At 47.7% G+C, this 23666-nt stretch carries 18 protein-coding genes and 1 pseudogene; 9 read left to right on the top strand and 10 right to left on the bottom strand.

Annotated elements, in window-relative coordinates; all coding sequences use genetic code 11:
• The first annotated feature begins 498 nt into the window (after nucleotides 1-498).
• Together JWG39_RS16950 and JWG39_RS14525 are read left to right on the top strand one after the other, a co-directional pair.
• Nucleotides 499-897, top strand: a complete 399-nt coding sequence (locus tag JWG39_RS16950) for an ACT domain-containing protein (RefSeq protein ID WP_338032224.1) — start codon at nucleotides 499-501, stop codon at nucleotides 895-897.
• A gap of 1015 nt (nucleotides 898-1912) precedes the next feature.
• Nucleotides 1913-2563: a hypothetical protein gene (locus JWG39_RS14525; protein ID WP_205220160.1), complete on the top strand. Its 651-nt coding sequence runs from the start codon at nucleotides 1913-1915 to the stop codon at nucleotides 2561-2563.
• Nucleotides 2564-3020: 457 nt separating this feature from the next.
• On the opposite strand, the pseudogene JWG39_RS17185 reads toward JWG39_RS14525, so the two are convergent.
• Nucleotides 3021-3158, bottom strand: a pseudogene (locus tag JWG39_RS17185) (group II intron reverse transcriptase/maturase); the annotation flags it as partial.
• Nucleotides 3159-3365: 207 nt separating this feature from the next.
• On the opposite strand from JWG39_RS17185, the gene JWG39_RS14520 reads away from it, so the two are divergent.
• The 7 genes from JWG39_RS14520 to JWG39_RS14490 all read left to right on the top strand — a co-directional run bounded on the left by JWG39_RS14520 (nucleotide 3366) and on the right by JWG39_RS14490 (nucleotide 13040).
• Nucleotides 3366-5807 (top strand): HD domain-containing phosphohydrolase, encoded by a 2442-nt coding sequence (locus JWG39_RS14520; protein WP_205220159.1) that lies wholly within the window; start codon nucleotides 3366-3368, stop codon nucleotides 5805-5807.
• 483 nt (nucleotides 5808-6290) lie between these two features.
• On the top strand, nucleotides 6291-6854 hold the full coding sequence (locus JWG39_RS14515; protein WP_205220158.1) for a plasmid pRiA4b ORF-3 family protein: 564 nt from the start codon (nucleotides 6291-6293) through the stop codon (nucleotides 6852-6854).
• A 179-nt stretch (nucleotides 6855-7033) separates the two neighbouring features.
• Nucleotides 7034-8443, top strand: a complete 1410-nt coding sequence (locus JWG39_RS14510) for a putative collagen-binding domain-containing protein (protein ID WP_205220157.1) — start codon at nucleotides 7034-7036, stop codon at nucleotides 8441-8443.
• A gap of 268 nt (nucleotides 8444-8711) precedes the next feature.
• Nucleotides 8712-8888 (top strand): pentapeptide repeat-containing protein, encoded by a 177-nt coding sequence (locus JWG39_RS17180; RefSeq protein ID WP_205220156.1) that lies wholly within the window; start codon nucleotides 8712-8714, stop codon nucleotides 8886-8888.
• Between the two features lie 365 nt (nucleotides 8889-9253).
• Nucleotides 9254-10972, top strand: coding sequence for a tetrathionate reductase family octaheme c-type cytochrome (locus JWG39_RS14500; protein ID WP_205220161.1), 1719 nt, complete (start codon nucleotides 9254-9256; stop codon nucleotides 10970-10972).
• A gap of 3 nt (nucleotides 10973-10975) precedes the next feature.
• The gene (locus tag JWG39_RS14495) at nucleotides 10976-11620 is read left to right on the top strand and encodes a cytochrome b/b6 domain-containing protein (protein ID WP_205220155.1); all 645 of its coding nucleotides are present in this window, start codon (nucleotides 10976-10978) and stop codon (nucleotides 11618-11620) included.
• Nucleotides 11621-11852: 232 nt separating this feature from the next.
• Nucleotides 11853-13040, top strand: coding sequence for an SO_0444 family Cu/Zn efflux transporter (locus JWG39_RS14490; protein WP_205220154.1), 1188 nt, complete (start codon nucleotides 11853-11855; stop codon nucleotides 13038-13040).
• Nucleotides 13041-13055: 15 nt separating this feature from the next.
• On the opposite strand, the gene JWG39_RS14485 is transcribed toward JWG39_RS14490, so the two are convergent.
• The 9 genes from JWG39_RS14485 to JWG39_RS14445 form a co-directional block, all read right to left on the bottom strand.
• Nucleotides 13056-14414, bottom strand: a complete 1359-nt coding sequence (locus tag JWG39_RS14485; RefSeq protein WP_205220153.1) for a pyridoxal phosphate-dependent decarboxylase family protein — start codon at nucleotides 14412-14414, stop codon at nucleotides 13056-13058.
• Nucleotides 14415-14557: 143 nt separating this feature from the next.
• The gene (locus tag JWG39_RS14480) at nucleotides 14558-15364 is read right to left on the bottom strand and encodes an SDR family NAD(P)-dependent oxidoreductase (protein ID WP_205220152.1); all 807 of its coding nucleotides are present in this window, start codon (nucleotides 15362-15364) and stop codon (nucleotides 14558-14560) included.
• A 445-nt stretch (nucleotides 15365-15809) separates the two neighbouring features.
• Nucleotides 15810-16610, bottom strand: coding sequence for an undecaprenyl-diphosphate phosphatase (locus JWG39_RS14475; protein WP_205220151.1), 801 nt, complete (start codon nucleotides 16608-16610; stop codon nucleotides 15810-15812).
• Nucleotides 16611-16844: 234 nt separating this feature from the next.
• Entirely contained in the window at nucleotides 16845-17357 is a 513-nt protein-coding gene (locus JWG39_RS14470; RefSeq protein WP_205220150.1) for a cob(I)yrinic acid a,c-diamide adenosyltransferase, read from the bottom strand.
• 534 nt (nucleotides 17358-17891) lie between these two features.
• Complete coding sequence (locus JWG39_RS14465; RefSeq protein WP_205220149.1) at nucleotides 17892-19004, bottom strand: ABC transporter permease; 1113 nt, start codon at nucleotides 19002-19004, stop codon at nucleotides 17892-17894.
• A gap of 15 nt (nucleotides 19005-19019) precedes the next feature.
• A complete protein-coding gene (locus tag JWG39_RS14460; protein WP_205220148.1) occupies nucleotides 19020-20129 on the bottom strand; it encodes an ABC transporter permease in 1110 nt (369 codons plus the stop codon).
• Nucleotides 20126-21847, bottom strand: a complete 1722-nt coding sequence (locus JWG39_RS14455) for an ATP-binding cassette domain-containing protein (protein ID WP_205220147.1) — start codon at nucleotides 21845-21847, stop codon at nucleotides 20126-20128. The genes JWG39_RS14460 and JWG39_RS14455 overlap by 4 nt, the downstream gene beginning before the upstream one ends.
• The gene (locus tag JWG39_RS14450; protein ID WP_205220146.1) at nucleotides 21837-22832 is read right to left on the bottom strand and encodes an HlyD family secretion protein; all 996 of its coding nucleotides are present in this window, start codon (nucleotides 22830-22832) and stop codon (nucleotides 21837-21839) included. Before JWG39_RS14450 ends, JWG39_RS14455 begins: the two co-directional genes overlap by 11 nt.
• Nucleotides 22833-22975: 143 nt before the next feature.
• Nucleotides 22976-23206, bottom strand: a complete 231-nt coding sequence (locus tag JWG39_RS14445; protein WP_205220145.1) for a hypothetical protein — start codon at nucleotides 23204-23206, stop codon at nucleotides 22976-22978.
• Nucleotides 23207-23666: the final 460 nt, after the last annotated feature.

Genomic DNA, 23666 nt, shown 5'->3' with positions numbered 1-23666 from the left:
TTGATCGAAGCGGTGGTGCATTGACCAAGGCCTGCTTTGTTGGTTTGAGTAAGTGTGTTTGTGATGGGACAGCATATCGCCGGGAGCGAAAAGTTACAAAATCCATCGTAACCTCCTTAGAAGATTAGTCTTTTAAGGAGGGCAAACTCGGAATTTCACTTATTTGTCAAGAAAAAAACTTCTCCTTGTAATTTATTTTTTTCTACATGCAAAATCTTAACCGGACACTACTGGGTAGAATTACATCACCATCGGTGGAAAATCAGCACAACAGTAATTCCAGCAATGGTGTTGTAGAGACAAGGCATGCCTTGTCTACACGGTGACGATAAACGTAACGATAACGGTGGAATGACTTGTAACGCATGAAATAAACTGGTAGCAATTCCCGGAATTATGAAGAGCAGATGCAACCGGGATTGGGCAACCTTAAACGGGGGCATAATTTAATCAGAATGATATTATACTCATACAGCGTTAACTACCAGGGGGATTACTGTGACTGGCGAAATCAATTTAATGAAGCTTCTGGCTTCAATGAAGCCAATAATTTTAGATGAAGAATATGTCTTTTGTACAATTAACGGAGCAAAATACGGTGATTATTCTGAGCTATCACCATTAGCGTCATATCTTGAATTTGAAGGTTTAACGCTTTTACTTACCAAAGATAATGCAGAAAAAGCCAATTTGAAATATGAAGGTGTTTTTAAAGGTATCACATTAACTGTTCATTCCAGTCTTGAAGCCGTTGGCCTGACTGCTGCAATATCAAGTAAACTGGCAGAAAAAGGTATCAGCGCAAACGTGATAGCCGCTTATTATCACGACCATATCTTTGTACAAACCGAAAAAGCTGAAATGGCTATGGAGGCTTTGAATGAGTTTGGCAGTTAACACGTTAATCAACAGGAAAGAATCCACTCCATGAGGCGTATACCTGACCCATAAATCAACCTGGCCATCAAGAGATGGGTTCCCTTCTGTTAATACAGCAGGGATGACGCTTATGTTTAGCGCGAACTGGGGAGGGACCTGTAGAACGTCACGATAGAGAAAAACAATGCATTTAAGTTCTACCTCTGGGGCGATGCAGCGACATTTTGAGCTGAAGCCAAATGGGATAAAAAAACTCTCAATCTCTCGTTCTCCCATCTTTTTGGGATGGATTTTTTTTCATAAAAATAGATATATCAATACATTGGCAATATATTTTTTCTGTTGAGCGTGCGTAATGAGAGTATCTCAGGGGCTCACGCACTTGATCCATCAGTTTGAGCTGAGGGTTTGGAGTGAATTTTGGCTTGTTTTCCATCATAGCTGTGATAATATCAAATTATGTGAAAAAAAAGGCCATATACAGGGTGATATCATGGACTTTTTCCACTTAATCCATTGTTAAATGAGACTGCTCTGCGGCCTCATTTAACGGGGCTTGCAAACGAGGATTGCCTGGCCAGGTGTACCGCTGCGTGCTCCACTTAACCACGCAATCAAGCAGAATTCGGTTGTGATTAAAATAAAAAACATTTTAATCACAATCCGGCAGCTTATTGCAAGCCCCGTTATGCTCAATACACATCCTGCTTGAGGTAAGATAAATTTCCGTGGTAATCAGACATTAGGGAACCTTGAATAATCAGTCTTTCGCCCATCTTCTTCGTTACAGTCGAAAATTTATCCTCGCAGGTAAGCGCCAGACTCCGATATCAAACATATAGCTCCGGTAAATTTCCTCCTGTGCCTTGAATATGAACGAAATACAAGATTATTCAAGGGACCCATTAAAATGGGAATTTTATGATAGTGTTTACAAGAACTTCTTATAACAAAGAATAATCATGTTACAATTCAATATAATAGGATTATATCCATAAATATTATTTATTAATCTGAACAAAAGGAGGTTCGAATGAGAAGAACTTTTTATTTCTGTTTTATTATGTTAGTGGCTGGTTTTATGACAACAGGTTGTGCCGTATCGCCCGGTCAGTTTGCTGGTGGCAATTATCAGCAAATCACCTTGAATCCACACAAAAAAGTAAAAGAGGTAACATTTTTAAGACTGACATCTGAGAGTCAGAAGGAAATGATTCAGAAACAAGGGACTGTAGTAATTGGTAAGTCTATCTTTACTATTGATAGTGACGACCTCGATAGTGACACCCTTGAGACTGAGGCAAAGGCTCAGGCAAAAGCTGTCAAAGCTAATGTGGTTTTATTTTCTCAATGTTATGAAGGATTGAAAACAAAAACTAAAATAGAAACACAGAAAAGTGAATTTCAACAAGCAGCAGATGATATCCCTCTGGCTTTAGGCGCAAGCGATAGTGAAACAAAATCTAATTCTTCGACAAATACAACGTACAATTCAGATGAAAGCAGTGACTCTACTACTCAAAAAGGATCAAGTTCATTTGCTTTTGATGGAGCAGCAACACTAGGCGAACTCACTGCATTAATTCCGGGAAACATTGTTCATAAAAAGGTAAATTATGAAGTAAAAGAGTATGAAATCCATGCAATCTTCATACGTACGCCAGCCTATCCAGGGTTAGATTGATCATCGCTAAGGAACAATGGGGTCAGGTATTGAAAAATCATTTTATGTGGCTTAAGATCAGCCTGTGATACTCGTTCAGAACGATGAATATTTGCCAATATATTGCTCTGAATCGACCCTGTTGTTCCTTCTCAAACTCAAGCAACCAGCCATGCCGCCAGCATCGCTTGCTATATGAATCCTCGTGAAAGAAAAGTTCCACAGTCGACTCAAAGTAGATCTTGACCACCATTTGTGCTATTCTATCGGAAACTGCGGGAATGCCAGGCAATCTCTCATACCATTCCTATTAAGTTATACCCCGTTTTGTCTCCTGTTTATCCATTCATGGTTACAAACGACAAAAGGAACCACGAATGGACACGAATAAACACGAATTATTACTGAAAAAACCATAAGAGAATGCCCTTGTGATGGAAATGGTATCACACCTGTTTTCTTCGGTATTGCTGCCAGTTCTTACTGGTGGTGGGAAATATCTTCCGGACGACATGTGATTCCAGATCTTGTGAAGGTTATCTTTAAGATTCTCTTCAAGGTCTGATATCGTCTCAGAATCTACCTCTGCAGCGCCTTTCTTTATTCGCCTTAATATCTCTCATTTCTGAGGGCCTTCCACTTGAATTTCTCCCTTAACATTGGAACGACAGCTTCCCACGTTCAAGATGTTAAGTGCCTCGCAATTCAGGCCATGCCTGATGCCTTTTTTTGATGACAGGTATGTCAAGATACTGCATATTTTTCCCCGAAAGAGACATGGAAAAAATCATCCTGCCTTCACACCCGAACACTACTGGAACTCATGAAAACAAAAAATCAAGGACGCACCTTTTCAATCCGGACAGCGCTTTTGACGTTTTCCATCATAGCCACCTGCCTTACTGCCGGGGTCTCTCTGAGCATGAATTTTTATGTCGACCGCCAATTCGCTGAATCTGCGGCAAAAAACGTTTTTGCAACCATGGCAGAAAAAATCGACGAACATATCCGGGCCATGGATAGCCGTTCAGGCAACATTGTGAACCAACTTACTCGAATCGAACAGCTTATCTCAAAACATGATAAAAAAAATCGGCACCAAAAGCTGGTGCTGCTGACCAGTATCATGAAAAAAAACAAGCTGTTGTATTCAGTATACATAACCTCTCCCGACGGCACTTTCTTCCAGGTGATCAACCCCGAAAGCAATGCCAATATCCGTAAAAACGAAGGTGCAGTATCCCAGGACCGGTGGATTGTCGTTGATATCGATGAACACAACGGGAAAAAAATACGCACCGCCCGTTTCCTTGACCGGAGCCTCGGGGTGAGAACCCTGACACATACCCCGACAACCTTTGATCCCACAAAGCGCCCATGGTATCAGATGGCACTCAAAAACCCCGGTCTGGTCAGAACGCCCCCCTATTTCTTCTCGCCCTTCCCCGCTATGGGCATGAGCTACACAAGAAAACTTGACGGATCAGGGATAGTTATCACCGTAGATATTCTTTTGAATGAACTCAATACCTTGTTAAATAACGAAACTCTCTTGCCCCGCAGCCAGGCAATTATTTTCAACGATGTGGGTACAGTCATTGCCCATAACTCCATGCAGCCAAAGGATCGTATCGGCAAAGAGAGTACACAAACATGGAACCCGGCCGTCATCAGGAAACTGCCCCACCACAAACTCCAGGATATTGCTCTCTCAAAGGATCAGAGGGGAACCATCCAGATATTGGACATAGAAGGAGAGTCGCACTTCGCCTATGTCGAGGAGCTTTCAAAACTCCACGGTGGACGTGAATTCATTGGATTCCTTGCCCCTGTGGCGGATACCCTCAAACCCTATATGAAGGATGTCTACATCGCTATGCTTGCTATCCTGGGGATGCTACTCCTTCTCATACCCCTGATCTGGAAAATGGCCGGGTTCATTATAAATCCCATCAACGCCCTGGCGAGAGAAAGCGAAAAGATTAAACAGAGACGATACAGTGACGTTTCCCTCGTCCCGAGCACCATCAAAGAAATCACGGTCCTCTCCCAGTCCCTGATTTCCATGGCTTCGTCCATCGGGGAACATGTACAAATGCAGCATAATCTGCAGGATTCCTTTATCAGACTTATTGCCGAGGCCATTGATCAAAAATCTCCGTACACCGGAGGACATTGCAAGCGGGTTCCTAAACTGTCGGCAATGATCGCCCAGGCAGCCAGTGATACGCACACTGGTCCCTTAAAAAACTTCGCCCTCGTCGGAGACGAACAGTGGCGGGAGTTTCTTGCATCGGGCTGGCTGCACGACTGCGGCAAAGTGACCACGCCGGAATACATCATGGATAAGGCGACCAGGCTGGAGACGATCACCAACCGGATTCACGAAATCAGAACCCGCTTCGAAGTGCTGCTGCGTGACGCTGAAATTACCTACTGGAAGACCCTGGCAATGGGCACATGCGATCCCGATAAACTGGCAGACACCCTCCGGGCCACCCAGCAGGAACTCCAGGAAGAATTTGCCTTTGTGGCCGAATGCAATATTGGCAGCGAATTCATGAACCCGGAAAAAATGGAACGCATCAGAACTATTGCTCAAAGAACCTGGATACGCACGTTCGACAACCGCCTGGGACTGAGTCACGTTGAACTGCAACGCTATCCTTCCTCCGCATCCCCTCTCCCCTTCCGGGAACACCTTCTTGCAGACCGGCCCGAGCACATCATCCCGCGCCCCGTGTCCGACAAAGCAAGGGCAGAAGCATCTGGTTTCACCATGGACATCCCCGAAGAGCTCTACAATCAGGGAGAAATCTACAACCTGTGCATCCCCAGCGGAACCCTGACCCCGGAGGATCGCTACAAAATCAACGAACATGTCATCGCCACCATCCGCATGCTCGAAACCTTGCCCTATCCCGCCAATCTGGCAAGAATTCCCGAGTACGCAGGAGCCCATCATGAAACCCTCATCGGGACTGGATACCCCCGCAAACTGAAGGGAGAACAGATCTCCATACCGGCCCGTATTCTGGCCCTGGCGGACGTTTTTGAGGCACTTACGGCATCGGATCGCCCCTATAAAGAAGCAAAAAAACTCAGCGAAGCCGTGAAAATTCTGCATTCCATGGTCAAAGACGAGCATATAGACGCCGATCTTTTCCACCTTTTCCTTTCCAGCGGCGTCTATCTCGACTATGCCAGAAAATTTCTGAAACCCGCACAGATTGATCACGTGGATATCGAAAAATATTTGTGCTAAGAGTCCTCAGAGTGAGGTGGAGCAGTTGCAGGGAAACAGGTTACGCCTGCAACGTTTCTAAATTCTTGACGGTGGATTGGGTACTGGGACAGTTTGAGAATCAAAAGGATGTCGTCCGTAAAGGATAGAGGAAGTTTGTTGCAGCTGGCGTGGAGGTAATGGATGAAAGTCCATGGAAGGAAGTGGTCGGTCAAGTAATATTCGGCGGTGCGAACTTTATATCGGATATACGTTAAAGGCAATTGCAGCACACCTGAAAATCCATTACACTATTGTCAGCAAGATAGTTAAAAAGTGATTTTTCAGCAGGCCTGAATCTGGGCTTATAATATAAATTTTCGAGTTTTTTGTCATCGATTTTTTTTTTATTTTTTGAGTTGCGGGCATCCACCTGTTTTGGTATTTTAATTTATTGTGGGAAAAATCAAAAACTGAGGAAAGGCACATGAATCGTAGGTTTCTTGCGTTAGTATGGAGGTTGTGGTGAATAAAAAAAATAATAAATCAAGATTGCTGTATCAACTGAAAGTTACATTAGTTGGAAGCAAGCCTCCAATATGGAGAAGGTTAATCGTCAAAGACAATACCGGATTGGATCAATTACATTCCATCTTACAGGTAGCAATGGGATGGGATAATTACCACTTGCACCAATACAAAATCGGGAAATCATATTTCGGAATTCCGGACCACGATTTTGATATGGATATCAGAGATGAGCGTTTGGTTTATTTACGGGATATTATTTCAACCCCAAAAGATAATTTTGTTTATGAATATGATTTCGGCGATGGTTGGGAACACAAAGTTATTCTTGAAAAGATTTTTCCTTTGGATTTCTCAAACACACCTGTGGTCATTAAAGGGAAAAAGGCATGTCCTCCAGAGGACTGCGGGGGTATTTGGGGATACTATGATTTTTTGGAAGCAATTAAAAATCCGAAACATGAGGAACATGAATCTATGATCGAGTGGGTTGGTGGAGCATTTGATCCGGATGAATTTGATATGAATATGATTAACAAAGAACTGGATAATCTGAAGTGACACCTTAATTATTACATTAGGGAACAAAAGGGTGAACCGAATAGCAAGGGTCTCCTTCTTTTTAAAGATTGAAAAATTTTTCAATGATGTGCTTTCACTTAACTTTTTTGGAAACCCTTGCTGCCCGTTACCCACACGTTAGCCCGAATAAACGCGCGTTTTCACCAAAGGACCGATTCATGAGATTTCTCTTTTTCCTATTCTGCTTCCTGATTGTTTTGGTCACAAGTTCGGCCGCCGCTGTCGCGCCCAAACATGCGTTGCAACCTTGGGCGGAGAATCCCTGGTACTGGAATTATCATGGAGAAGCCTTGTTACTGTTGGGCGGCAGCGACGACGACAACCTTTTCCAGTGGCCGGAGAAGGAGCTCCTCATGCAGCTCGACCGATTGGCCGCAGCGGGCGGAAATATCATCCGTAATACGATGAGTGACCGGAAGGACAAGGGCCACGAGGTTTATCCATTCAAGCAACTGAAGGACGGGAAGTACGATCTGAACGAGTGGAATGAGGAGTATTGGACGCGGTTCGAGCGCATGCTGCGAGAAACGGCGAAGCGCCACATCATCGTGCAGATCGAAGTCTGGGACCGGTTCGACTATACCGACACTGGCGGCAGCGATCGCTGGCAGATTCATCCCTACAACCCCCAGAACAATATAAATTACACATACGAGCAGTCTGGATTTGCCAGGCGCTATCCCGATCACCCCGGCGCGAACAAGCAGCCATTCTTCTTCACAACACCGAAACAGCGGAACAATAGGGAGGTTTTGACTTACCAGCAGCGGTTTGTGGAGAAGATGCTTGACCACACGCTGCGCTACGATCACGTGCTGTACTGTATAGACAACGAGACCAACGGCGAGGAGGAGTGGGGGAGATACTGGGTGCAGTTCATCAAAGAACAAGCGACAAAGCTAGAGAGTAAGGTCTACGTGACAGAAATGTGGGACGATTGGAACCTGACCGCCGAGAGGCACAAGCGAACATTTGATCATCCGGAATTGTACGATTTCGTTGATGTCTCCCAGAACAACCATAACAAGGGCCAAAAGCACTGGGATAATTTCCTTCACGTCCGCGAGTACCTGTCGAAGAAGCCACGCCCGATGAACACCACCAAGACATACGGGGCCGACGGGAACAAGTTCGGTCATACCGACCAGGACGGCATTGAACGTTTTTGGCGCCATCTCCTGGCTGGCGCCGCGTCCATTCGCTTTCATCGGCCGGTTTCCGGTTTGGGACTGAGCGACAAGGCGGTCGCGTCCATTCGCGCGGCAAGAAAGCTCGAGTCGAAGATCCCCTTGTGGTTGATGAAGCCTGCAAACGAACTGCTGTCTGATCGTGAATCGAACGAAGCATATCTATCCGCGCACGCAGGCATCGCCTATGCCTTGTACTTTCCTGCAGGCGGCAATGTGCGGGTTGATTTTTCCGACGCCAGGGGTTCGTTGGTAGCTCACTGGATCGACATTTCCTCGGGCGAGTGGGGCCCAGTTCAGAATGTTTCCGGGGGTGAGAATACCTTGTTGGCCCCACCCGGACAGGGCAACTGGGCGGCCGCGATCACAATTCGTGAATAGCCAATGGACAATGTGAGCAATCGTTCCTCGCCCAAAATGGGCTGACAAAACGCTGAACCTGACCGGGAACAGGCCGACGAATTGACCGTGTCCTGAAATCACTATCGTTCGCGCCAGCCTGTTCCCGGCGGCTTAGCTTTACCGTTACGGGCTCCATTTAATCACGCAATCAAGTTCGGTTGCGATTAAAATAAAGAACATTATAGATATATATATGGAAGATTTTGATAATCAAAATTAAAGTATAGAATTCAAAAACAGGGTCTCGATGGACGGGAATGTTCGCTATCGAGATTTTTATGATTGTAAATTCATAAATTGCAAATTTACGGGAACAGTATTTGAAAAATGCTTATTCGAAGATTGCACCTTCATAGAATGTGATCTTAGCTTAATAAAACCTAAGTATTGTTCGTTTATTGATGTGAACTTTAAGAATTTATAATTCTCGATTAATAAAATACAATTTAGAGTAAACTGTAGAAAATTTTTACAGGGAATACGGCCAGAAAAGTCATTTTACGCTCCAACCTGTTCTTGCAGCTCATTCCTGATAAAGCTTTAGAGTTCGACATGAACCAGGCTTTAAACTGGGAGCACTTCGGTAAAGCAAAGTATTTCCGACAAAAAAAGCTTTATGAAAAAATCAAACGAATTATCAAGTGTTTTTGTTTGACAGATATTATTCGGCAGGATACATTTTGAGAAGCAGTCTCTTCCAGATTGATGGCAGTTTTTTTTGTTCGAGATTCCACCAGCTAAAATAAATAAAGGGATAGTAAAAAACAACTCAGGAGAAGACAAATGCAAATGCTTCGTTCTCGTCAACAGTTGCACAGCCTGCTGCCAGTAACCTTATTTCTGCTTGCTGCCACCCCTGTATCGGCCAGTATCCAGCAGGACGATGCGCCCGGCAGGAAAATGGCTATCCAGGCCACCAAAGCGAAACCTCTAACACACACCATCACGGCGGATCACAGCACTTTTCCTCAACTGCAGTTCACTCCAGAACAACAAAAGACCTTAAAACCGGAAGATATCACAACAGCCTGTCTCAGCTGCCATAATCAGGCTGCACTGCAGTTTCATCAGACCATTCACTGGACCTGGCGTGACAAGGACGATGCGGGCAATCCAGCAAAGTTCGGCAAAGGTGGAATTTCGGTCAACAACTTCTGAATTAACATTGCAAGCAACGAGGCTCGTTGCACATCATGTCACGCAGGTTATGGATGGAAGGATAAATCTTTTGATTTCACCGACCAGAATAAAGTGGATTGCCTGGTCTGTCACGAAACGACAGGAACCTACAAAAAATTCCCCTCCGGTGCAGGGTATCCTGCGCCCTATATCGAAGACCCTGAGAACCCCGGTCAGCAGAAAGGAGTACTCTTCAAGGGCAACAATAAAATGTACTATGCCCCGGACTGGTCCAAAGTGGCGCAGTCTGTTAGCCGCCCTCAACGCCAGAACTGTGGGACCTGCCACTTTTACGGCGGCGGTGGCGATTCAATTAAGCATGGGGATCTTGATTCCTCTTTAGTCCAGGCAGAGAAAAACCTCGATGTACACATGGGCTCCAAAGAGTCCGGCGGGCAGGATTTTACCTGTGTGCGCTGCCATACCACGACCGGTCACCATATAGCCGGTCGTATCTACGAAAAACCAGCGTCTATTGACCGCAAATCCCTGCTGCAGAATGACCTTGGCGACAAAATCATGTGCGAATCCTGTCATGGTGCACAGCCGCATAAAGCTGGCGGCATGTCTGCCAAACTCAACGACCACACTGATAAGGTCTCCTGCCAGGCCTGCCATATTCCGGCGTTTTCCCGTGCCCAACCCACCAAAATGAGCTGGGACTGGTCTAAAGCCGGCAGTCTTATGGACGGCAAAACAACAGTTAAAAATGCAGACGGCCAAACCATTTTCATGAAAGAAAAGGGGCTGTTTACCTGGGAGAAGAATGTTGTCCCGGAATACTTCTGGTACAACGGCACCCTTGATCACATGACCACCGAGGATACCTTTGACCCGACCAGGGAAGTCTGGTTGAACAGGCCCAAGGGCGATAAGGATGATCCCAACGCCCGCATTATGCCGTTTAAAGTGCATCGGGCAATATCACCTTATGACAAGGTGAACAATACCATGGTCATTCCGCACCTGTTCCCCTACGGCAAAGACGACAAAACTGCATACTGGAAGAATTTTGACTGGTCAGCTGCCATCGTAGAGGGCATGGACTATGCCGGGCAGAAATACAGCGGCGAGTTTGATTTTGTGAAGACAATTTATGTCTTCCCTACAACCCACATGGTAGCCCCTAGAGAACAGGCCCTTTCCTGTGCTGAATGCCACAGCAAAAACAGTCGACTGAAAAACATCACCGATATCTACCTGCCCGGACGGGACAGTTTCAAGCTGGTCGATACCATCGGCTGGTTTGCTGCAGGAGGAGCACTGATCGTCATCTTCCTCCATGGCATAATTCGATTCATATCCAGCCGCAAAAGAAAGGAGGATTAAGCCATGACAGGTAAAATGATTAGAATCTACCTCTACTCCAAATTCGAACGCTTCTGGCACTGGTTTCAGGCGGTGTCCATTATCCTCTTACTGCTCACCGGTTTTGAAGTCCATGGGACAATCAAATTGTTTGGCTTTAAGCAGGCGGTGAACCTGCACAACATTATTGGGCTGACCTGGCTGGGGATCTTCCTGTTTTTCGTCTTCTGGATGTTTGTCACCCTTGAATACCGGCAATACATCCCCACCTCTAAAAAATTATTTGAGGTGGCCAGGCATTATGCCTATGGCATTTTCAAGGGGGAGCCGCATCCCGTGGAAAAATCCCTCAACGCCAAGCATAACCCCATGCAGCGCCTGACCTATCTGGGACTAACAGCCATTCTGCTGCCATTCCAGATGATCACCGGCCTTCTCTACTGGGGCTATAACGACTGGTCAGGTTTAGGACTTTCCTGGATGAGTCTTGAGGTGCTTGCCCTGCTTCACCTTATCGGCGGATTTGCCCTCCTTATCTTCTTCATTATCCATGTCTATATGGTTACCACCGGGCATACCTTAACCGCCCATGTTGCAGCCATGTTTTCAGGATGGGAGGAGGTCCACGAAGAAGAGAACGTCGCGGATTGGGAAAAAAAGACGATTTAACGTGGGGAGCATTTCAGCTCTTAGAGAAATTCTTCAGGTGACAAAGAGATGCTTTTTAAGGGTTCCTTGAATGTGAACGAAATACAAGCTGTTTCAAGGAACCCAAAAGCAGGGAAAACACATCGTTTGACTTCCGTTACAATTATATATGTGTAATATAAGGTGCCAGTAACCAGAATGGGAAACAGTATGGGGTGCATTGCACACCACCACCAAAAGCAGAGAGGACAGAATGCTTCCCTTTATCCAACAATTTTTATCTGAAATCTGGCACATCCTGCAAGAATCGTCTTTTTACATCCTCATGGGAATTCTCATTGCGGGTCTTTTGAAGGTGAGCCTGAATACCAACTTTGTGCTCAGGCATCTCGGTCAGGGACGGGTGAAATCTGTGTTGAAAGCGGCCCTGTTCGGTATCCCGATTCCTTTGTGCAGCTGCGGTGTGCTGCCAGCTGCGGTATCCCTCAGAAAACAGGGCGCGAATCGCGGTGCTACTTCAGCATTTCTCATTGCTACTCCGGAATCTGGCGTAGATTCCATCACCGTGAGCTGGGCGCTGCTTGATCCCATCATGACAGTTGTCCGTCCAGCAGCTGCGCTGATTACCGCAATTACCGCAGGGCTTCTGGAAAATATGCTGTTCTGGGAAAAAGATCAAAAGAAGGATCTGAAAGTTGACCTGAGCTGTCCCCTTGATGGATGCTGCAGCGGTGTCGACTGCCCTCCGGAGGAACACAAACATCACCATACAATGGTTGAGAAGGTAAAGTATGGCCTCAAGTTTTCCCTGACCAGTGTCTGGGGAGATATTGCCATGTCATTTTTTGTCGGAGTAATAATCGCGGCGTTTATCTCCGTCATTATTCCGGACTCCTTCATGACCTCTTTCCTCGGCGGCGGTTTCAGCTCCATGATGATTATGCTGGTGGTGGGAATTCCACTCTATATCTGCGCCACAGCCTCTACTCCGGTGGCGGCGGCATTAATTTTGAAAGGAGTCAGCCCCGGAGCTGCGCTGGTCTTTCTGCTCGTCGGTCCGGCCACAAACCTGACCTCTCTCTCCGTACTGCTGAAAGTTCTTGGGAAGAAAAGCACTGCACTCTACCTGACAGTACTCTCCGTATGTGCCGTTATTTTTGGTCTGGCTGTAGATTACCTCTATGCCAGTCTGGGAATCTCTCCACAAGCGGTTGTCGGGGCAACGACAGAACTGCTTCCGCAGTGGCTGGAACTGCTGAGCATGGCCATCCTGCTGGTCATCTCGGTGAAACCGCTGTGGTATGGAATCAGAGCAAAACTCCCTCATAAAAAACAAACCGGTCCAACCACATTCATCAGCGGCTTCCCTGATATTTCCGGCCGGAGTGCCAATGACCATGTATCCGACAGCAGCAGCTGTGGCTGCGGACATCGGCATTGACGGCTTTTAAAAAAATCAACTCCGTGCCTTTTCTCTCCCCTGGACAAAGGCACGGACAGATCGGCTGATATCATCTTCATTCGTCATCCAGGAACAGACGCTGATACGGATAACCTCCCTTCCAGCCCAGAATGCTCCGCCAGCCCAGCACTCCCCGGATCGCTGAATATTCTTTATTGTCCTCAGTGTTACCGGGTCTTCCTCACAGGCAACAACCACCTGATTGTACACGACATCGTTGAGGATCTCGAACCCCTCAGCCCTGAGCTCTTCGGCAAATTGTACCGTCCGCAGATGAAGACCGTAAACCAGTTCATCCACCCCTTCTCTTCCGAGATACTTCAGAGTCGCCCAGAGGTCTACAGAGCGTGCCCGTTTCGACATCTCCGGGGTATAAAACATCCCGCTTCTGTTTTCACCGTCGCCCATAAAGGAACCGGAGGCATGGAGTGCCGCTTTCAGGGCTTCTTCATCCGTGCATAAAACAATGCCGTTTTCATAGGGGGTGTTGAGAGTCTTATGTCCGTCGAGGGAGAAGGAGTTGGCCCGTTCGATGCCCCGTGTGAGATGTTTCAGCCTGCCGGACGCCGCCGCCCAAAGACCAAAGGCACCATCAATATGTATCCACGCACCTGCTCTCTGTGCTCTTTCGCAGATCTCTGCAAAAGGATCAAACGCGCCGGAGCAGAGGTTGCCCGCCTGCAGGATGAGAATCGTCTTCTCATCAAGTTCCGGAACATCTGAGGCCTTCATCCGCCCTTCTGCATCCGTATCAACCCACTCCACCGTATCAAGACCAAACCCCAGCAGCGCGACGGCTTTGCTCACCGTCGAGTGCGCCTCTCTTCCAGCTACAATGCGTATCCGGGGAGCGCCGTAAAAGCCTTTTTTATTGATATCCCAGTTGTTCCTGGCAAAAATTCGATACCGCCCGGCGGCAAGTCCGCAGAGGATGGCAAGAGAAGATCCGGTGACAAACCCGGCAACGGTGCTTCCTGGAAGGCCAAGCAGATCTCTCAGCCAGCCCTCGCAAATTGTCTCCAGTTTTGAGGCGAGGGGGGACATCTCATACAGGGCGCAATTCTGATCCCAGCAATCCGCAAGCAACCGTGCCGCCAGCCCTGCGGGAATAACACCGCCATCCACAAAGCCGAAAAAACGCCCGCCCGTCTGCGCTACGGTTGCCGGAGAACCATATCTGTGAAGCAGTTCCACTATTTCAGCGGCATCTCCAGTAGATACGGGGAATTCCTCAACGAAATTCTTCAGTCCGGCAAGGGCCTCTTCACTGGGAAAGACATTCCTTTCGCGTACTTCATCCATATAGGAGAATGCGTAATTCTGCGCCTGTCTGAAGATCTCTTTTCTTTTCATTTCCTGTTGCATTTTATCGCGTAAAGACAAGATCGTTCTCCTTTCCAGAAGTTTGTCTGATAAACTTCTGGTTCACTTTTTTTAAATCAGGGTGCCTTGAAGAGCCTTCTCTTTCCTCTTCACGTTAAACCGACGGGAAAATGTTAGAGTTTCTCTGCCAGAACGGCATCAAGGAGAGCAACGAGTTTCCGTATTTTTACCGGATCAAGCGCATCCGGATGAGGTGGAGTAAATTGCTGCGAATCATTGTCATAATACTTCCCTGATGCATCAGAGAATTCATCTGACAAGGCCGCACGACAGAGGATATCTGCACCAATTTCCAAGTCAGAATCTACCCCATAGGCACTTTTTATCAGCTTGCGTCTCAGCATGGAGGCAGGATTCACTGTAATAACAGCCGTGCCTCTGCCTTTGAGCTCCAAAGCCATCTCCCGTGACCACATGGTGAGTGCGAGTTTGCTTTGCGCATAAATCCGACCATCGGAAAGACTGCTCTCTGTGCTCACAAGGGCTTCGAAATCAACTGAAGACTGAGCAGCGGAGGAGCTGTTGACCACGCGACCAGTTGTACCCAGCAGAGGCAGAAGCCTTCTCGTCAATAAATATGGTGCATAAACATTGACTGCAAAGCGGGTATCAAGACCGTCAACGGAGGTGCGCTTCGGAACACAGTAAACACCGGCATTGTTGAGCAGCGCATCAAGTTTGTCATGTTTTGCAATAACGGCTTTTGCGAAAGTTTTCACATCGGCAAGACGGGATAAATCTGCAAGGTAACTTTCAACCCGGCCTTCTCCTCCCATGTCAGCGAGCATTTGTTCCGTGGCAGCCAGCTTTTTCGGATTACGCCCGTGAATGAGAACATGATGTCCGGTAGAAAAAAGCATCTTCGCCGTTTCACGACCAATCCCATTGGTAGAACCGGTAACAAGAATAATTTTCTGCATGGTTTCTTTTCTCTCCAGAATTGCAATGACACACTGTTCAAAAGTCCGCTGATTTTCCATCTCAAACTTAAAAACCCGTTTCATTCACAACGACAAAGCGTCTGGCGGCCGGGTTCTCCGGGTGACATGTTCAAGGTTTCCCAAAAAGTACCTGTCAGGAATCTACCTTATGGTACAGGGTACAGCATTACATGTCACAGAGCCCTGGTAAAGCTCCTGATTTCTCTTTTTGCCTCTGCTTTTTATTCAAGGTACCCCCTACGGAAATCTTTTGCTTTTTCCTGTCTCCCGTCTCCCGTCTCCCTTTCCCCACCCCTGCCTTTGAATCCGCCAATACAAAATGCAAATGGTATAATAAATAAACCTGACAGAAAATACCCAATAAAAAAGGTGGAACCGTTACGGTCCCACCTTTTGTATCCGACATTTTCTGACACCTGCCCCGTCAGTGAACAAACAACAGAATCGCAGCTCCGAGCAGAACCCGGTAAACAGCAAAGGGAATCAAACCGTGTTTCTTCAACCATTCCATGAAAAATTTGATCACGACAAGAGCAACAATAAAAGAGACCACCGTGCCAACTGCTAATGCGCCCCACTCTGCGGCGTTATAGTCCAGTCCCGTTTTCAGAAGCTTGTACACCGACGCCCCCATGATGGTGGGAATACCAAGGAAAAAGGAAAATTCGGCAGAAACAGTGCGGGTTAATCCGCAGAACATGCCACCGGCAATGGTAGACGCCGAGCGCGACATCCCCGGCCACATGGCGAGACACTGAAAAAAGCCGACAATAAGCGCCTGTTTCATGGTGATATGATCAGAGTCTTTGACGAAAGGTTTGCCAGCTCTCTTCTCCGCAGCGACCATCAGCACAGCTCCCACTATCAGGGCAAGAGCAACGCTCTTCGGATTAAAGAGATATTTCTCCAGGAACTCGTTGAGGAAAACCCCCAGTACCACCGCCGGAATAAAACCAAAAATAATTTTTTTCCACAGGGTAATCTTTTGCAGCAGATCTTCATGCTCCTTTTCCCTGTCTCCGCGAAAAGAGGGAAAGATCTCCCTGCGGAAAAAAACAACCACAGCGAGAATAGCACCAAACTGGATTACGATGTCAAACATCGCCTCAAATCTGCCCTCAAAACCGTAATACATATTGGCAATGATCAGATGCCCGGTGGAGGAGACCGGCAGGAACTCCGTCAGCCCTTCAATGATTCCCAAAATAATTGCTGTCAACCACATCTCTACATTCCTCTCAAATGGATATTGTTTTTATCAGGCCTTCGCTTTCTGCCTTTTGCTTTTCCCTGCCCCTGCCCCTGCTTCCCATCTTTCCCGCTTTTATTAAACAAAATCTTTGTTCTCAAATCTTTTTTGCCTTCCTTCGCGTTCCTTCGCGTTCTTCGCGGTAAAAAACTGTCTTTCCGCCTTTTGCTTTTCCCCGTCTCCTGTCTCCCGTCTCCTGCCTCCTTTCTTTTAACGCTCTATACCATCCCGAGCCTCTACACCCTGCCCGGCGTAGTAATGTTTCACTTCCTGCATTTCTGTGACAAGATCTGCCTCCTCAATAAGCCAGTCTGGGGCATAGCGCCCGGTGATGACCACTTCTGTATCAGGATGACGCCCCCGCAGAACCTGAAGTATCTGCTCTTTCGTAATAAGTTTGAAGTAGAGGGCGATGGTAAGCTCGTCAAGAATGACCATCTGATATTCACCACTGGCAAGGAATTTCCCACACCGTTCAAGACCCGCCTCTGCCGCATCCACATCCTTCTGATCCGGGTTCCGGTCCAGATAACAGCCCCTGCCGAGTTGTTCTATGAGAATATTATCAAGTTCCCCTGCAATTTGTGTCTCGTGATACGCCATGTCCCGTACAAACTGTCCTATATAGATTTTCATGCCAGCATAATGAGCGCGGACAGCAAGCCCGAAAGCAGCTGTCGATTTTCCTTTTCCATTCCCGGTATAGACGTGTATGTATGCCATTTTATTTCCTTGTTTTTAGAAGTTTCACATAAGGCTACCTTGAATAATCAGTCTTTCGCCCATCTTCTTCGTTACAGTAAAAAATTTATCCTCGGAGGTAAGTAGATAAGCGCCAGACTCAGATATTAAGAACACCGGTGATGGACGGTAAGCCGATATAAGAGCCTTCCTATTAAATTTCCTGTTTATCCATTCGTATTTACAAACGACCAAAGAAACCACGAATGGACCACGGAAGACACGGAAAGCACGGAATATTAGAGCGTAAAACGCTCAACCCCGACTTTCGGATACTCCCAAAGTTGATTAATAATCCTGGTTTTAAATTTGTTACTTTGAGGTAATTGATGTTTTCCGTGTCCTTCCGTGGTTTCCGTGGTTTCCGTGGTAGCAATTCAGTATTCGGATACAAACGTTTTCGTTTAATGCGTTGTCCCTGTTCGTGAATACGGAAATCTTTTGCTTTTTCCTGCCTCCTGTCTCCCGTCTCCTTTCTCCCGTCTCCCGTCCCCCTGCCTTTAAATCCGCCATAATTTACTGAAGCGTTTTACGCACAACCGAAGTTGAAACCAGCAGACAGACAAGGGCAATTACTGCCATGGCCCCTATATGCTGCCAGACGATGAAGGCAGGCATCGCCTTCATAAAAAGGCCTTCGGCAATAATAATATAATGGGTAAGCGGGATTCCCTGGGCGATATATTGCAGAATCTGCGGCATATTGGCTATGGGAGTTGCAAAACCAGAGCAGAGAATAATCGGTACAATTACAGCAAAGCTGCCCAGTACCGCCTGCTGCTGAGTAGCCGCAAGAGCCGACACCACCAGCCCCATTGAGGCAATGGCTATGGTAAAAATCAGCAGACCTATCTCAAGCAGAACGAAAGACCCCAGGAGAGGAACATGGAAGATAAACACGGCAGCGGCAATAATCGCATTGGCCAGAGCCATCCCGATTACAATCGAAGGCGTCATCTTTGCGAGAATGATCTCCCATGAACTGCAGGGGGAGACAAGAAGCTGGTCGAAAGTCCCCAGCTCCCGTTCTCTGGCAATGGAAAGCGCGGTAAGAATAAAAGTGATGAGCAGGCTGATGATTCCGGAGAGTCCCGGTACCACATACCACTGATAGGTGAGATTCTCATTGAACCAGTGGCGGACCACGGTGGGATCAGGGACTTTTATTTCCGGATGCAGTACCTGCGCAAATTTCCCTGCAATTTCCTGTATATACCCGGCGGCAACCTGCGCAGAATTGGCCCTGCGTCCATCCGAGATAAGCAGTAATTTCCCCTGTCCGCCACCGTCAATTTTGCGCGAAAAGTCTGCAGGAAAAACCACAGCGAGAATGCTGTGGCGCATGTTTATCTCTTCCCGCAATGCACTCTCGCTGTACACAGAACGCATCTCTTTAATAAACGAGGCGCGGGACAGTTGAGCAATAAATCGCCCTGCTTGACTCCCGTTATCCTTATTATATACGGCAATGGAAATATTGTTCACTTCCAGAGTAACGGCATAGGCAAAGACAAAGAGTTGCACCAGCGGTGGTATAATAATGATCAGCCGCGTTTTTTTATCCCGCATGATAGAGAGGAACTCTTTTACGACCTGGGCTCGAAGAGCCGGAGTAAGAAAGGTTTTCATTTCTCTGGTACTCCTCTATTCTAAACGTGTCGGCGTTTTCAACTTCGCCAGAAACATCATCACCGCACCAATGAGCAGCATAAAACCTATATTGGGCAGGAACAGAGACCATACATCGCCTGCGATAAAGACAGTCTGCAATCCAATAATGTAATATTTCACCGCCAGAAGTGCCGTAAACCATTGAATGACAGTGGGCATGGAATCGATCTCAAAGAGAAAGCCGGAGAGGAGAAAGGCTGGCAGGAAGGCAGAAAGCAGGGCCAGGACACTGGCAATAAACTGATTTTTCGCCAGGGTGGATATCAACAGTCCCTGGGCAAGAGCAGGCAGCAGGAAGGCAGCAGAAAGGCTCAACAGCGCAAACCACGAACCGCGCATCGGTACATTGAAAACCCATTGTGCAAGACCCGCAGCAAAGAGAGTGGTAATCAGGCCGAGAATAAAATAGGGCAGCATTTTACCAACGAGGATCTCCGCACTGCGGGCCGGAGTAGAGAGAAGTGCCTCCATGGAACCGCGCTCCCACTCCCGGGCGATAACAAGGGCGGTGAGAAGAGTACCGATCATGGTCATGACGATGCCAATGGCACCGGGAACCAGGAAATTTTTACTCTCCACATCGGGGTTGAACCATACGCGGCTGGTAATGGCAACAGGCGAAGCGGCAAGACCCGAAACGTGGGAAGCAACCCACGTCGACACCACCATGCGGGCGTAGTTACTCACAAAAGCGGCTGTATTGGGCTGGGAGGCATCGGTCACAATATGTATCAGCCCGTCAATATCGCCCGAGGCCAGTTTCTGATCAAAATCTCCGGGTATCTCCACAAAACCGTTAATTTCGTTGGCAATGAGCGGATCGACCACCACCTTCTTATTGCGCACGACAGTTACCTTGAAATATTTTGTTCCGGTAAAAGCGGCGGCGAGAGAAGCAGCGCGGGTGCTGGTGGACTTCTGCACGAGGGCAATGGGTATCTGCTTGATATCAAGAGAGATGGCCGTACTGAAAAGAATCAAAAGAAGCACCGGCAGAACGAAAGCGATAGCGATTGCAGCGGGATCACGCACAATCTGCAGAGACTCTTTGCGCATGAGAGCCATAAGGCGAATGATATTCATATCTGTTGTTCCTCCTGCTGTTTAATCAGGTGGATAAACGCCTCCTCCATGGTCGGTTCTTCAGGTCCCTGCTGCGCTCCTTTTTTCAAGGCATCCGGGGTATCGAGGGCTATAATTTTTGCGGCATACATGAGGCCGATGCGGTCACAGTATTCGGCCTCCTCCATAAAATGGGTGGTTACCATTACGGTCATCCCTTTGGAAACAAAGCCGTTAATATGGGACCAGAACTCGCGGCGGGTAATGGGATCGACCCCGGAGGTCGGTTCATCAAGAAAAAGGACCGGCGGACGGTGCATGATGGCACAGGCCAGCGCCAGACGCTGCCGATACCCCAGAGAGAGTTTTGCCGGATCGCTGTTCAAAAAAGGCCCGAGGGAGAAGGCATCAATCACCTCTGCAATGCGTTCCTTTTTTACCTTGCCGGAAAGTCCATATACTCCCGCAAAAAAATCTAAATTTTGTTTCACAGAGAGCAGGCCGTAGAGGGAAAATTTCTGCGCCATATAGCCAAGGGACAACTTGGCTTTTTTGCTGGCATTCAACAGCTCATGCCCCCCTACTGTCGCTGAGCCTTCAGTAATGGAGAGCAACCCGCAGAGCATCTTGAATGTTGTTGATTTCCCGGCACCGTTTGGCCCCAGCAGGCCGAAGATCTCTCCCCGCCCAACGGCAAAAGAGACATTGTCAGTGGCGGTGAAATTCCCAAATTTTTTGGTGAGATGATCACAGGCAATTATATTTGTTTCACTGCCCGTCACCTCCGGCATTTTCTCGGCAATACGTGAGCGTCTGGAAGAAGAACCGCCGAGAAGATCAATGAAAGCGTCCTCAAAACGAGGGGGAACCGCTTCAATTTTACCACCGAGGCTGGTAGCAAGTTTCCCAAGCTCCTCAGGGGAGCGCCCTTCATGAAGCACTACTCGAATAGATTCCCCGTGTACCACTGCATCCGAGATAAAGGTTTGTTCCATTAAATCAGCAAGCAGTTTCCGTCGTTGTGTCACTATACCGCGCAACAGAAAACTTCGTCCTTCCAGGCGGTCTGTGAGTTTTTTTGGTGCCCCGGAGTAGAGGACTTTCCCCTCACTGAGAAGGAAGACACTGCTGCAGCGTTCCGCCTCGTCAAGATAACTGGTCGCCCAGACCACCGCCATTCCGCCTTTAAGGAGGTCTTCCACCATCGCCCACAGGTCCTGACGACTCACGGGGTCAACTCCGACACTGGGTTCATCCAGCAGCAGAAGTTTGGGACGTGCCATAAGTGCGCAGGCCAGCCCGAGCTTCTGCTTCATCCCTCCGGAGAGGCGGCCGGCGAGACGGCCGGTGAATTTTGCCAGGCGGGTAAGTCGCAGCAGCGTCGCAAAGGTCTCCGCCTGCTTCTTCCTCGCAACACCCCTTAAATCGGCATAGAGCTGAAGATTCTCCTGCACAGTAAGATCCTCATAGAGGCCAAACTGCTGCGGCATATAGCCAATGTCATCGGCCAGGCTTTCGTTATCATCTGCGGAATCGTGCCCCACCACCACAGCGCGGCCAGAGGCGGGGAGAATGAGCCCGGCCATTATCCGCATCAGGGTTGTTTTTCCCGCACCATCCGGGCCAACAAGACCAATAAGCCTGCCAGCGGGGATACTCGCAGAGACACCGGCAACCGCCTGAACCGAGCCGAAACGTTTGGTTACTTCACTCAGCTCAACAACCGTTTCACTTGTCATTCGGACTCTCCGCCGGTTGCAATGCAATGGTCACCGGCTGACCCTGGTTGAGTTCTTTGTCGGCATCAGTGACAACAATCCGCATCCTGTAGACCAGATCACTGCGCAGCTGGGTCGTCTCAACGGTTTTGGGAGTAAACTCGGCAACACCGGAGATAAAGCCAATATGGCCATGGTAAATTTTAGGGGAGGCATCCGTCGTAAACGTAACTTTCTGCCCCTGCTTAATACTGCCGAGGGTGGGCTCGCCAACATAGGCACGCAGATAAAGAGGATCTCGCAGGGCGATACTCAACACCGGCGTACTGCTGTTGACCATGGCGCCGGGCTCAAAAATACGCGCATCAACTACCCCGTCGGAGCTGGCATACAGTTTGACATCTTTGAACGCGGTCTCAGCAGAATCCCGCTGTGTCTCCGCTACTTTCACCTGCGCCCGGGCCGTTTCGATAGTTTGACTGCGAATCCCCTCTTCCAGCATGGAGAGTTGCGCGCGGGCAACGGCAAGGGAGGCGCGGGCCTCATCTTTTGAGGCCTTCCCGCTGTCGTAATTCAGTGCACTTGTCGCACCGGAGGATATTAATTTCTTCTGGCGTTTAAAAGAGCTGTCTGCATTGGCAAGCGCAGCTTCGGCTCGTTTTACCTCGGCGCGCGCGGAGTCGATCTCCTGAGAGCGGTAACCGGCCAGCAGCTCCTCCAGTTTGGCTTTGGCAAGGTCAACCTCGGCACTGGCGGTACTCAAGGTATTGCGGAACGTGATATCGTCGAGTTCGGCCAGCAGCTCGCCCGCCTTCACGTTGTCACCCTCTTCCCTGTAGACTTTTTCAAGGCGACCGGCCCGGCGGAAAGCAAGGTTGACTTCACGAATATCAACATTCCCATAAATTGTGGTCTGCACCTCGAGGTTCGGCTCGTCGCTTTTGTGAATGAAATAGAGCGTTACGATAATTGCCAGAAGAAGGAAAATAGGGATAATTTTTTTCATGGACCGTTTTGGGAGAAATCAGGATGTTTTAGAGAAACGGAAGAAGCTCCGCAGAGCCTTCCCCGGATATGTACGGGCATACTTGAAAAGTATTGTCTAACATACCCTTTATGTTAACAAATTTTACAAATTTTCGTCATTTTTCACCTTCCTTCGCGTTCGTCGCGGTAAAAAAGGTCAAAATCCGGGACTCCTGCTGAAACCGGGGAGGAACTGGTCTCGAATGCTTTCTGACAGATTGAGTCTCTGCCATAATCCCATGAGACTTCACAGCCGTTCTGAGGGCTTTCTTCAAAATTGATACACATGACAGCGCCTCTGTTCACTCTTTTTTCAACGATGGTGAGCTGTTTTACTGGAAAAAATATTGCCACACAAGTTCCCGTCCCGCATTTTTGTATTTTACCTCAAATTGGTTTGAAAGAAATGTATTAAAGGCTTGATTTTGTGTGGACGCTGCCACTTGTTTTTTTACAGCCAGTGATATTAAAAATCCCTTCACATATTCAGGACTCAGCAATATTTGACCTTTATTTTCTATAAATGTTTGAAATTTCCTTACCAGTTATTCCCGGCGTAAAACATTGTAAGTAGCTGTAATTGTTACTATTAAACCTTCAGGGTTTACGGAAAAAGATCGTAACCTAATAACTCACCATTCGCGTAAAATTATTTCAATTTATTCTTTTTTTTGATTAACTGCCGAGATGACTACTATACCAAAAGTTTTAACCGAAAGAATTGATGATTTTGTCCTGCTGATTGGCCTTCTCAAACGAATGGGTGTGGTAGAGCTTTTTGATGCTCATCTCCCACGCCATGGGCATCATCAAG

This window comes from Desulforhopalus vacuolatus (assembly GCF_016918505.1).
Classification (GTDB): domain Bacteria; phylum Desulfobacterota; class Desulfobulbia; order Desulfobulbales; family Desulfocapsaceae; genus Desulforhopalus; species Desulforhopalus vacuolatus.
This window is presented reverse-complemented; position numbering and strand designations above follow the sequence as displayed.